Origin of the sequence: Microbacterium jepli (assembly GCF_047237905.1) — a bacterium.
Taxonomy (GTDB): Bacteria; Actinomycetota; Actinomycetes; order Actinomycetales; family Microbacteriaceae; genus Microbacterium.
Genome location: NZ_JBDFLW010000001.1, coordinates 56,001 through 67,871, shown reverse-complemented (window position 1 = coordinate 67,871; position 11,871 = coordinate 56,001). Strand labels below are relative to the sequence as shown.

The following is an 11,871-nucleotide window of genomic DNA, read 5'->3' as shown; positions in this document are numbered from 1 at the left end:
CATGCACGACGAACTCGCTCTGCTCGTGGACGCCGGCCTGTCAACAGCCGAAGCGCTGCGCGCTGCCACCTCGACGGCCGCGCACGCGTTCTCACTCGACGATCGGGGGGCGATCACCCCCGGATTGCGAGCCGACCTCGTGCTGGTGGACGGCGATCCGCTCACCGACATCGCTGCCGCGCGTCGCGTTCTGCGTGTGTGGTGCGGCGGCATCGAGGTGTGAGGGCGTCCTCTCGACCGCGGTGTCACTCCACGGCGGTGTTCGCGCCGTGGTGCCACGCGAGCACCCGGTTCTCGACGACGATGAGCAGCAGGTTGAACACGTACCCGAAGATCCCGATGAGCACGATGCCCGACCACATGTCCGTGATCGCGAACGACCTCTGCGACTGAAGAACGAAGACGCCGATCCCGTTGCCTCCCGCCATCATCTCGCTCACGACGACCATGATGAGCGCGAGCGAAAGACTCGTGCGCATTCCGGCAAAGATCTGCGGAGCTGCCGCGGGAAGTGCGACCTGCAACTCGTAGCGGAACCAGTGGATGCCGTACACCCGGGCGGTCTCGCGCAGTCCGGGGTCCATTCCTCTGATTGCAGCTTCGGTATTGAGGAGCACGGGCCAGAGGCAGATGAAGGTGATCAGAATCACCTTCGCGGTGTCGTCGAGGCCCAGCACGATGATGACGAGGGGAATCAACGCGACCGCAGGGATCGCGCGCAGGAACTCGAGCACGGGTGCGAACATCGCCTGGAGGCGGTGCGCCTGACCGAGAACGAACCCCACGACCACGCCGATGACCACAGCGCCGATGAACCCGATCATCATCCTGGAAAGACTCGGCAAGACGTCGCTCGCCATCCGCGCGAAGAGCCAGTTCTCCTGGAAAGCGACTAGGGCGTGTCTCCCAAAGGTTTGGGCTGGTCGCTGGAACGCTCGGTGTGTGTCTCGAACGGAGTTGCTGACTGATGCGCAGTGGGAGCTGATTGCTCCGTTGATGCCGTCCTCGCAGGGGCGTCGTGGTCGGCCGTTCGCCGATCATCGCACCGTGGTGGAGGGCATCATCTATCGCTACCGGACCGGGATCGCGTGGCGGGACTTACCCGGGTGCTTCGGGCCGTGGCAGACGGTGTGGAAGCGGCACCGCCGCTTCAGCGGTGATGGGACGTGGGACAAGATCCACAGCGTCCTGCTGGCCCATGCCGACGCCGCCGGGCTGATCGACTGGGAAGTCTCGGTGGACTCCACGATCAACCGCGCCCATCAGCACGCCACCAACCTGCCCCGGGACACAGGGGGACCTGACGAATTACACGAATCTGCGCATCGAGCCGCCTGATCACGCCATCGGCCGCTCCCGCGGCGGCCTGTCGACGAAGATCCACCACCTGTGCGACGGGAACATGCGGCCGCTGGTGATGCTGCTCGGGCCCGGGCAGGGCGGGGACTCCCCGATGTTCGAGCACGTGATGAACGCCCTGCGGGTACCGCGCCTGGGTGGGGGCCGGCCACGCACCAGGCCCGACCGGGCGCTGGGTGACAAGGCTTACTCTTCCCGGGCCAACCGCAAGCTGTTGCGCCGGCGCGGCATCCAGGCCGTCATCCCCGAACGCGATGATCAGATCGCCAACCGCAAGCGCCGCGGCGCCAAGGGTGGTCGCCCGGTCACCTACGACACCGAGGCCTACAAGCGCCGCAACGTCGTCGAGCGCGGATTCAACATCTTCAAGCAATGGCGCGCCTTGGCCACCCGCTACGACAAACTCGCCCTGACCTATCGCGGCGGCGTCGTCCTACGCGCCATCACCATCTGGCTCAAGGCTTTAAGAGACACGCCCTAGCGCCCGGGTATTGTCGGCACGATGCCGTTGCCGCGTATCCGTTGTTGAAGGGGTGAGTATGTCTGCTGTTGTTGCGCGACTTGACGTGGACCTCACGGATATTGAGTGCATTGTGAAGGTCACGCGGCCACTGGTCGGAGTACCGGACTCCGTGAACTGGACGGAGTTGCCGTCGGGCGTCGCGAAGATCTCCGCTGACGCGACGTTGTACATCTTCGATGACGACGACGAGGGGGAGCCGGAGCGTCGTGTCATCGCGCGCGCTACTGCGTACACCGTCGACCTCGACCGGGTGGGTGACGTCGTTGACGTGTTCGATCAAGTAGGCGGCGAAGCATTCGAGATCACCGAGTCGATTCTCGGTGATGAGAACGTCTTCGAGTGGCTCGACTCCCGCGATCCGCTGGTTGGCGAGCAGGTGTCGCAGCTCGTGATCGTCGAGGGCGTCTTTGTGGAGCCACCGTACCGGGGTCAGCGCCTTGGTCCACGTCTGCTCACGACGCTGGTGGAGACGGTGACCGGCACGGGGAGGGAGACTCTCATCGTTCTCCGCGCGCAACCGGTGCCGTGGGAGCACCTGTCCGAGATCGAGTTTCGGCGCTCCCGAAAGAAGGTCGCTGCGTCGTACGAAAGCGTCGGGTTTGCGCACTTCCGGGACAACATCTATTGGCGTCACAACGCGTTCGTCGGGACCGAGAACCTCGAGGCGTGAGTCACGCCCCCGGGTATTTGGGAACCTTCAGGTCGACCTCCCCGGCCAGGTGGCGAGCGTCGTCGGGCGGGTCCAGTTGCGGCGGGCGGTGCGCTCCGTGGTGAGATCGTGCGGAGCGGCAACGATCCACACGGTCGCTTCCCGCGTCGATCAGATCCGACGAGCCCTCACTGACTATCACCACGATGGCTCACCAACGTCTACGACGAAGACAACCCGGCCGGATCCTCCACCACACCAGGGGACAGGACCATCAATCAAGAAGGGTTTCTCATGCAGTCAGCGCCTCGAGGATGAGACCGCGCACGTGATCAAAGTCGAGGTCGGCCGGAAGCTGGAGCCACGCGTTCTTCTGACCCTTGTAGTGTGTCCCGACGCCGGCGTCAACGAGAGCCGCCGTGCGCATTGGGTCAAGCTTCACCACCACCTGCCCGCCGCTGGTCATGGCGCGCACGGCGCCACTGCTGCTTCCCGAGACGATGAGACTGCCGCGGTGGTTCCGTGACACACCGTCAAGCGCAGTCATCTCGTGAGCGATCGTGTCGAACACTTCATCCCCAGTCATCACGGTTCTCCCTTCATGCGCGGTCGACGACCCCAAAGCGATCCCTACAGGTGGCCCTCAGAAGAAGTGTCCCACTCAGGCTCCTTCACGCGGAAGACCACGGCGCGCAACGCTTCGGGCGCAGAGCTGCGGATCAAGGCCGCCGGGTTACCGGCTCGCAAAACGTTGGAGGACTTCGATTGGGATGCGCAGCGGAGGGCGCTCGCAGACCAGTTCTGACGACCGACAGCAGTTCATCGTCAGCCGGTTCCTACAGATGTCACGCTCCGAGTTGTCCATTTCGCAGGGGAGATGTCTACGCGATGTCCATATGGACCTTTCGGGGCATTGGGGCGAGTCGCTTCGGTGGGATTCGCAAAAAACGTCGAGACGCCGACTGACCGGCGCTCGTAGATTCGAAGCGTGTCCTCAGTCGTCCTTCCACTCACCGCTCAGCGGCATGCGGAACGTGTGAGCCGGGCACTTCACTGGATGGAGGAGCGTCTCGAGGAGCCGGTGACCCTCGCCGAGATCGCGGCGGTCGCTGGTCTTTCGCCGCATCACTTTCACCGCGTCTTCCGTGCGGTCGTGGGTGAGAACCCGAAAGCGCACCTGCGCCGGTTGCGGCTTGAGCGAGCGGTCTACCGACTCAAAGTCAGTACGGACACGGTGCTGCACATCGCGTTGGAATCGGCCGCGTCCGTTTGAGTGGTGGTCTTTCGCTTCGTTGCGATGATCAGCTGTCGTTAGTTTAGGCGGCGGTGATCTCGGGGAGTATCACCGCCTCGTCGATGGTGGGGGTGGTCGCGGTGAGCTCGGTCATGGAGGCTTCGGAGAAGTAGCGGCGGTCGGCGGCTTCCCATTCGTCGTGTTGCTCGACGAGGACGGAGCCGGCCAGGCGGAGCAGGGCGGCGTTGTTCGGGAACACGCCAACGACGTCGGTGCGGCGCTTGATCTCCCGATTGAGGCGTTCCAGCGGGTTCGTGGACCAGATCTGTCGCCAATGCCGGGCGGGGAACGCTTTGAACGCGAGGATGTCGTCACGGGCGTCGGTGAGCATCACGGCGGTCTTGGGGTGGACGCGCTCGATCATGCGCACGACTTCGTCGAACTGGGCATCGATGTGCTCGGCGTCGGGTTGGGCGAAGATCGTGCGGATCACGCTGGCGACCATCTCCTGCCGGCCCTTCGGGAGGGCGGTCAGGACGTTGCGCATGAAGTGGACGCGGCAGCGCTGCCAGGCGGCGCCCTGCAACACGGTCGCTGCGGCCTTCTTCAGTCCGGCGTGGGCGTCGGAGATCACCAGCTTCACCCCGCCCAGACCTCGTGTCTTCAACGAGCGCAGGAACTGCTTCCAGAACTCCTCGGTCTCGCTGTCTCCGACATCGAAGCCCAGCACGACCCGCCGCCCGTCAGCGGCGACGCCGATCGCGACGACGACCGCCTGGGACACGACACGGTGGTCGATGCGGACCTTGCAGTAGGTCGCGTCGAGGAACACGTAGGGGTAGGCGATGTCAGACAGCGAGCGGTCGCGGAACGATGCGACCTCGGCGTCGAGCCCTTGGCAGATGCGGGACACCTCGGACTTCGAGATGCCAGTGTCAGCGCCGAGCGCTTTGACGAGGTCATCGACCTTCCGGGTTGAGACGCCGTGGAGGTAGGCCTCCATCACGACCGCGAACAAGGCTTGGTCGACCCGGCGGCGCCGCTCCAGCAGCGACGGGAAGAACGACCCCTGCCGCAACTTCGGGATCCGCAACTCCAGATCCCCAGCCGTGGTCGACAGCACCCGCGGCCGGGAACCGTTGCGGGTAGTCGTGCGCTCGCTCGTGCGCTCGTAGGGGGCGGCGCCGATGAATGCGGCTGTCTCCGCGTCGATCAGCTCCTGGTAGAGCCGCTCGGTCGCGGCTCGGATGCGGTCGGTGGTGCCGGTGAGCTTCAGTTCCCCGAGCAGCTCGAGGAGGGCAGACTGGTCAAGAGCCATCGTGCGGTGTCGTCTTTCTGTGTGAGTTCTTGGTCGTTCTCACTGACCATCGCACGATGGCTCACCCCGTCGCGGTCACGACGCCGCGGGCCCGAAAGACCACCACCCCGCGGGACTCCAGGCCCGGTAGCCGGGGAACGACTGGGCCCGGCCGGTGAAACCATGCGCCCACTCGGTGAGATCGTCCAGCCGCCCCCTGTGCGTCAGGATGGGGTGAGACACCAGCACTGCTGACCTTCGCACTGCACGGGGCGAGAACGGACCAATACTGAGATGACGATGACGGTTGCTGACGTCGGCACCGATGATGGGGCTATGGCTCCTCGTGCTGACCGGCCCAAGAGGCGGACGTTCACCGCCGAGTTCAAAGCGGCGATCCTGGCCGAGTACGACGCCGCGGACCGCTCTGGGCGTGGGGAGATCCTGCGCCGGGAGGGCCTGTACACCTCCCACATCATCGAGTGGCGCAAGGCCGCGGCCGCCGGCTCGCTGTCCGGGCTGGGCAGCAAGCCGCGGGACCGGCGCGAGCGGGAGCTGCAGGCGCTACGGGCCCGGGCGGAGAAGGCCGAGGCCGAGCTGGCCAAGACCAGGGCGGCGCTGGACCTGATGGGAAAAGCACACGCGCTCTTGGAGACGCTCTCCGAGAGCGCGGACAAGCCGCCGCGGTCGCCGCGGTGATCAACCCGGCCGTCGACGGGCTGGCCGAGCACGTCGGCACCGCGGCTGCGTGCGCGCTGCTGGGTCGCTCCCGCGCCAGTCACTACCGGGCCAAGAACCCGCCACCGCCACGTCCACGGACACCGCGGCCGGCACCGGCGAACAAGCTGTCCGCCGCCGAGCGGGCCCACGTGCTGGCCGTGTTGACCAGCCAGCGGTTCGCGGACAAGTCGGTCGCCCAGGTCTGGGCCACGCTGCTGGACGAGGGCACCTACCTGTGCTCGATGTCCACGATGCACCGGATCCTGCGCGAGCACGACATGGCCGGGGAACGGCGCCGGCAGGCGAGCCACCCGCCCCGGACCCGGCCCGAGCTCGTCGCGACGGCGCCGGGGCAGGTGTGGAGTTGGGACATCACAAAGCTCAAGGGGCCGGAGCGGGGCGTGTACTACGACCTGTACGTCGTGCTCGACATCTTCTCCAGGTTCGTCGTGGGCTGGACCATCGCGGCCCGCGAGGACGCCGAGATCGCCAAGAACCTGCTCGAGCACGCCATGGGCATCCATGGCGTGCCGGAGGCGATCCACGCCGACCGCGGGACCTCGATGACCTCCAAACCGGTCGCTCAGCTGCTCGTCGACCTCGGGGTGGCCAGGTCGCACTCCCGCCCGCACGTGTCGAACGACAACCCTTACAGCGAGGCGGCGTTCAAGACGCTGAAGTACGCCCCGGTCTTCCCCGAGCGCTTCGGGTCCCTGGCCGACGCCGGCGCGTTCGCCGAGCAGTTCTTCGCCTACTACAACCACGAGCACCGCCACTGCGGGATCGGGCTGCACACCCCCGCCAGCGTCCACTTCGGCACCGCCGGGCAGGTCCGCGCCCAGCGCCAGGCCACCCTGGACGCGGCCTACGCCGCCCGTCCCGAGCGCTTCGGCCACCGCCGACCCCAGGCGCCCAAGCTGCCCGAGGCCGCCTGGATCAACCAGCCCTCACAGGAGGCCCTCATACAGACCGCCTGACGGAATCTGTCTCACCCGCCTTGACACTTTCCGGAAGACCACGGCCTGCTCACTCGCACCGTCTACCCCGAGGTTCCCGCTCGCGTGGAGTACGAACTTACTGACCTCGGACACAGCGCAGCCGCCCCGTTGAAGCATCTGCGCGACTGGGTTGAACACAACGTCGGAACCGACCAGTAGCGACCCCCTCGGCGCTACATCGAGCCAGGAGTCCCGGCCTCCGCGTAATACCGCGTCAACACAGACGAGGCGTCGCGGTCGCCGTCACCGGACACGACAGAGTTCAGCAGGTACCGGTACCCGTCACCGGTCGTCATCACCCTAATTGATAACGTCACACCTAGAAGGTGCGAAGTAACCGACGCGCGAGCACAGGAGCGCTTCTGTCATTTCGAAGGCGAGACTTCGCGCGATTGGGATTCCCTGTGCGTCAGGATGGGGTGAGACACCAGCACTGCTGACCTTCGCACTGCACGGGGCGAGAACGGACCAATACTGAGATGACGATGACGGTTGCTGACGTCGGCACCGATGATGGGGCTATGGCTCCTCGTGCTGACCGGCCCAAGAGGCGGACGTTCACCGCCGAGTTCAAAGCGGCGATCCTGGCCGAGTACGACGCCGCGGACCGCTCTGGGCGTGGGGAGATCCTGCGCCGGGAGGGCCTGTACACCTCCCACATCATCGAGTGGCGCAAGGCCGCGGCCGCCGGCTCGCTGTCCGGGCTGGGCAGCAAGCCGCGGGACCGGCGCGAGCGGGAGCTGCAGGCGCTACGGGCCCGGGCGGAGAAGGCCGAGGCCGAGCTGGCCAAGACCAGGGCGGCGCTGGACCTGATGGGAAAAGCACACGCGCTCTTGGAGACGCTCTCCGAGAGCGCGGACAAGCCGCCGCGGTCGCCGCGGTGATCAACCCGGCCGTCGACGGGCTGGCCGAGCACGTCGGCACCGCGGCTGCGTGCGCGCTGCTGGGTCGCTCCCGCGCCAGTCACTACCGGGCCAAGAACCCGCCACCGCCACGTCCACGGACACCGCGGCCGGCACCGGCGAACAAGCTGTCCGCCGCCGAGCGGGCCCACGTGCTGGCCGTGTTGACCAGCCAGCGGTTCGCGGACAAGTCGGTCGCCCAGGTCTGGGCCACGCTGCTGGACGAGGGCACCTACCTGTGCTCGATGTCCACGATGCACCGGATCCTGCGCGAGCACGACATGGCCGGGGAACGGCGCCGGCAGGCGAGCCACCCGCCCCGGACCCGGCCCGAGCTCGTCGCGACGGCGCCGGGGCAGGTGTGGAGTTGGGACATCACAAAGCTCAAGGGGCCGGAGCGGGGCGTGTACTACGACCTGTACGTCGTGCTCGACATCTTCTCCAGGTTCGTCGTGGGCTGGACCATCGCGGCCCGCGAGGACGCCGAGATCGCCAAGAACCTGCTCGAGCACGCCATGGGCATCCATGGCGTGCCGGAGGCGATCCACGCCGACCGCGGGACCTCGATGACCTCCAAACCGGTCGCTCAGCTGCTCGTCGACCTCGGGGTGGCCAGGTCGCACTCCCGCCCGCACGTGTCGAACGACAACCCTTACAGCGAGGCGGCGTTCAAGACGCTGAAGTACGCCCCGGTCTTCCCCGAGCGCTTCGGGTCCCTGGCCGACGCCGGCGCGTTCGCCGAGCAGTTCTTCGCCTACTACAACCACGAGCACCGCCACTGCGGGATCGGGCTGCACACCCCCGCCAGCGTCCACTTCGGCACCGCCGGGCAGGTCCGCGCCCAGCGCCAGGCCACCCTGGACGCGGCCTACGCCGCCCGTCCCGAGCGCTTCGGCCACCGCCGACCCCAGGCGCCCAAGCTGCCCGAGGCCGCCTGGATCAACCAGCCCTCACAGGAGGCCCTCATACAGACCGCCTGACGGAATCTGTCTCACCCGCCTTGACACTTTCCGATTCGCCGGGCCATCCTTCTTCTCTTTCGTCGAACGTCACCGCAACACCGTGTCGCTGGGGTTCGTGAAATCTTCTTCCGGAAGCGAAACCCAGGTACTGCGCCATGAGGAACTCGCCGCAGCGATGCACAGGCGTTCGACAGTTCGGTCGCACGAACCGATCGTTTAACGGACGGCACTGTACGTCGATCGAAAGTCGCGCCGACACCCCCTGCGAATTCGCGTCGCGGGATAGTTTGCCAGGATCCGGCGATCAGCGTGGTGCGCATCAAGGAGGTGCGCAGCGGCCTCAGCACGAGGAGCCTGCCCGCGAGGCCGACCACCCCGCCCCTAGGAACGGTAGGAGTGCGACGTCGGGGCGAGCTGGGGGCCACCCCCCGAGACCGAAAGTAGCACCGCAGCGACGATAAGCGCCACGCCAACCAGGGTGGTCGTCAGCTCCCCGACCAACGAACCGATCCATCCGCGTTCCTGGAGGTCTCGGAACATCCTTATGCTCAGCCCGAACGTTCCGTTCGAGCTGCGAACCGATCGTCTCGATGCGTCGTGGCAGACGCCTCAGCTGTCCACCGATGACCTGGAGTTGCACGCGGCCGTCGGCGAACATCTCCCTTGAGTCCATCGCCAGACGTATGAAATGAGGAGTTCGAGCAAGGGCCCGATCGACCAAGTCGTAGTCGGCAACGAGCTGGCACAGCGTTCCCTCGAGTGACACGAAGGAAACGACTGGCGTTCTCCTCCGCTGTTGGGGACGTCGGGTCGGCTGAAATAATGGCCGGGACGATACGGTGGCGAGTCAGAGCGCCGTGATCCACCGCGCGATCTCGTCAGCGATCTCGTCGCTATTGTCTTCGACCATCAGCGAGTGGCCGTTCCCAGCGAGAAGAGGCAGTTCGGACGACCAGAAGGTGACGGCGGCGCCCTGATCGGTGAGCCAGGCCACGATGTCCTGATCCAGCTGCGAGGGGTGGTCGGTATCGGCTCCACCCGTGAAGACGAGAATCGGCTTGTTCGTGAACGCGTCGGTCGGCCCGATCCTCATTTGGCTCCCACCGATGTTCTGACGCTGATAAAGCATCCGGGCCGGGATCGGCCGAAGGGTGCGGCGGAACACCTCGATGCACTCGCGGGGGAACCGCCGGCTGGGTCCGATGGCCTTGTCGTTCACGAAGGCGCTTGTGGGTTCCCAGAAACCCATCTTCGGGATGGTCCAGTCGATGGCCGCTCCACGGATGGAGACCTCCTGGTCGGACTCCCTCACGATCTCGGGCACCGCCTGTATATTTCCAGGCGGGCCCGGAGCGACGGCTACGAGCCCGTCGATGAGATCGCCATGCGTCTCTAGGAGGCGGAAGCCAATCGGACCTGCCATCGAGTGCACGACCAGCACGACGTTCCGGCCGAGACCAGAGAGGAACACGCCCATCCCTCGGCACACGCTCTCATAGTCCAGCCGCGCAGACGCCGCACGATCATCGACGTGTTGGGCCGCCTCATAGGACAACCCCAGCCAGTCCACCACCAGCACACCGTAGCCATGCGATACGAATCGTGCCGCCCAGCCCTGTCGGCCGTCGGGCGTCTCGAGATAGTACTCGTTCGAGGCACCACCCCCGTGCACGAGGACGATCCACCGAGCAGGCGCACCCGACGGCGCCAGTTCGGTGTACGAGATCGGCGCGACGTCGTCTGGGCGTGAAATCGAATCCATAGCTTCCCCAGGCCTGTTAGGCAATGACGGCGTCGAGGGCCCGTGCGAGCCTCTCCGGATGCGTGAGCATCACCAAATGGCTTCCGTCGATCTCGATCGTGCGCGGACTATCAAGCCGCCCGGCCGCGGCCTGGTAGATCTCAGCGGGAACGGCCTGGTCCTGAGCGAGGAACACATAACTTGACGGGATGCTGCTCGCCCAGAACCGGTCGAGGCGGATCGGCTCATCGGACCAGCCTGCCGGCGCTGGGACGAGCCTCGGCTCGAGCGCGGCGAGCTGCTGCTGCTCGAACGGGGACATGTCCTGCATAGACGCGGCCCAGAGCTCAGGCGGCATGACGATGGTGTTGTCGTCGGACTGACTCGCAAGCGCCTTCGTCGCTGCGACCAACGGATCGGGGAGCACGTCGTTAATGGTCTCGCCGTCGCGCAGCACCCAGGCGTCGACGAAGACGACCCGGCCGATGCGCTCGGGCATCGCCTCAGCGACGAGTTGGATGAGCGGACCTCCGCCGCTATGACCGACGAGCACGATGTCGAGCTGGGTGAGCTCTCTTACCTGATCGATCAGATCGCGCGCCATCATGCTCATCGTGACGCCGGAGCGGTCCACGTCACCGTCTTCGAGACCGCGCAGCGTCGGCGCGATCACCTCGTGCCCCATTCTGCGCAATTCGTCGGCGACGCCGTCCCACACCCAGCCGCCTACCCATCCGCCGTGCACCAGTACGATCTGCATTGATCATCCTCTTCGCATATTTATCTGCTGAGCAGAACTTGTTCCTAACTAGAAGACACAATAGCTTGCGCGGCGCCAACAGTCCAGCATGGCTCGAGCTCTCTTCAGAACGCGCCGAACGACCCCTGCACCAGGTCGCAGGGGAAAGAGACGACGAGCCTTCAGGAGGTCAGGTCGGCCAGACGTACGGCTGCCTCATCGAGGAGTGCGACGAGGGTCTTCACCTTGCGGGGAGGCAAGCGGAACACCGGGGCAGATGCGTTGATCGCCAACCGCAGCCCGCTCGCCGAGGGAACGGCCACGGCCACCGAGGCCACGCCCTCCTCGCTCTCCTCCCGGTTCGTTGCATAGCCCTGCTTCGCGACAAGATCCAGTTGTGCGAGGAGCTCGGTCTTGGTACGGATCGACTGCGGAGTCACCTGTGAGAGTTGCTCGTCGGGGTAGAGACGGTCCAATTGTTCTCGCGGGAGCTGCGCCAGGAGAACCTTTCCCGTGGAGGTGCAATGGGCCGGCATCTCCTTGCCCAACCGTGAAGCGACTCGCACCGCCGTCGTCGGTTCCGAGACTGCGAGAAAGCGAGTGGAGTTGCCGTCGAGCGTGCCGAGGTGAACCGTCTCGCCGGCTTGGTGGCTGAGTTCCTCGAGGATCGGTTGCACGATCTGCGGGATGTCCATCTTTCTCAGCACCGAGAAGGCGATCGTGGTCAACGACGGCCCTGGCCCGTAT

At 65.9% G+C, this 11,871-nt stretch carries 13 protein-coding genes; 7 read left to right on the top strand and 6 right to left on the bottom strand.

Translation table 11 applies throughout. The features are described 5' to 3' along the window. On the top strand, positions 1–223 hold a 223-nt coding region (locus ABC304_RS00410), incomplete at its 5' end, for an amidohydrolase family protein (RefSeq protein ID WP_412928391.1). A 22-nt stretch (positions 224–245) separates the two neighbouring features. Here ABC304_RS00410 and ABC304_RS00405 read toward each other — a convergent pair. Then, entirely contained in the window at positions 246–827 is a 582-nt protein-coding gene (locus tag ABC304_RS00405; protein ID WP_005052801.1) for an ABC transporter permease, read from the bottom strand. Between the two features lie 169 nt (positions 828–996). On the opposite strand from ABC304_RS00405, the gene ABC304_RS00400 reads away from it, so the two are divergent. Then, positions 997–1,840 (top strand): IS5 family transposase gene (locus tag ABC304_RS00400; RefSeq protein ID WP_241186004.1). Its coding sequence is split into 2 segments (ribosomal slippage): positions 997–1,302 and positions 1,304–1,840, totalling 843 coding nucleotides; the frame shifts between segments, so codons are not numbered across the junction. A gap of 58 nt (positions 1,841–1,898) precedes the next feature. Then, positions 1,899–2,552, top strand: coding sequence for a GNAT family protein (locus tag ABC304_RS00395; protein WP_005055300.1), 654 nt, complete (start codon positions 1,899–1,901; stop codon positions 2,550–2,552). Positions 2,553–2,823: 271 nt separating this feature from the next. Here ABC304_RS00395 and ABC304_RS00390 read toward each other — a convergent pair whose 3' ends face one another. Further along, a complete protein-coding gene (locus ABC304_RS00390) occupies positions 2,824–3,120 on the bottom strand; it encodes a hypothetical protein (RefSeq protein ID WP_171024331.1) in 297 nt (98 codons plus the stop codon). A gap of 399 nt (positions 3,121–3,519) precedes the next feature. On the opposite strand from ABC304_RS00390, the gene ABC304_RS00385 reads away from it, so the two are divergent. Then, the gene (locus tag ABC304_RS00385) at positions 3,520–3,804 is read left to right on the top strand and encodes a helix-turn-helix domain-containing protein (protein WP_139833211.1); all 285 of its coding nucleotides are present in this window, start codon (positions 3,520–3,522) and stop codon (positions 3,802–3,804) included. Positions 3,805–3,847: 43 nt separating this feature from the next. On the opposite strand, the gene ABC304_RS00380 is transcribed toward ABC304_RS00385, so the two are convergent. Then, positions 3,848–5,083: an IS256 family transposase gene (locus ABC304_RS00380; RefSeq protein ID WP_046746337.1), complete on the bottom strand. Its 1,236-nt coding sequence runs from the start codon at positions 5,081–5,083 to the stop codon at positions 3,848–3,850. Between the two features lie 279 nt (positions 5,084–5,362). Here ABC304_RS00380 and ABC304_RS00375 point away from each other — a divergent pair. From ABC304_RS00375 to ABC304_RS00365, 3 genes are all read left to right on the top strand, one after another. Continuing rightward, a protein-coding gene (locus ABC304_RS00375; protein WP_370428832.1) for an IS3 family transposase occupies positions 5,363–6,759 on the top strand; the annotation gives its coding sequence in 2 pieces (ribosomal slippage) (positions 5,363–5,699 and positions 5,699–6,759; 1,398 coding nt in all). Positions 6,760–6,843: 84 nt separating this feature from the next. Further along, positions 6,844–6,939 (top strand): hypothetical protein, encoded by a 96-nt coding sequence (locus ABC304_RS00370; protein ID WP_370651862.1) that lies wholly within the window; start codon positions 6,844–6,846, stop codon positions 6,937–6,939. A gap of 326 nt (positions 6,940–7,265) precedes the next feature. Beyond that, positions 7,266–8,662 (top strand): IS3 family transposase gene (locus ABC304_RS00365; RefSeq protein WP_370428832.1). Its coding sequence is split into 2 segments (ribosomal slippage): positions 7,266–7,602 and positions 7,602–8,662, totalling 1,398 coding nucleotides; the frame shifts between segments, so codons are not numbered across the junction. An 829-nt stretch (positions 8,663–9,491) separates the two neighbouring features. On the opposite strand, the gene ABC304_RS00360 is transcribed toward ABC304_RS00365, so the two are convergent. From ABC304_RS00360 to ABC304_RS00350, 3 genes are all read right to left on the bottom strand, one after another. Beyond that, complete coding sequence (locus ABC304_RS00360; protein WP_005054941.1) at positions 9,492–10,406, bottom strand: alpha/beta fold hydrolase; 915 nt, start codon at positions 10,404–10,406, stop codon at positions 9,492–9,494. A 16-nt stretch (positions 10,407–10,422) separates the two neighbouring features. Next, entirely contained in the window at positions 10,423–11,145 is a 723-nt protein-coding gene (locus tag ABC304_RS00355; RefSeq protein ID WP_005054944.1) for an alpha/beta fold hydrolase, read from the bottom strand. Positions 11,146–11,306: 161 nt separating this feature from the next. Further along, positions 11,307–11,852, bottom strand: a complete 546-nt coding sequence (locus tag ABC304_RS00350; RefSeq protein ID WP_223159176.1) for an IclR family transcriptional regulator — start codon at positions 11,850–11,852, stop codon at positions 11,307–11,309. Positions 11,853–11,871 lie beyond the last annotated feature (19 nt).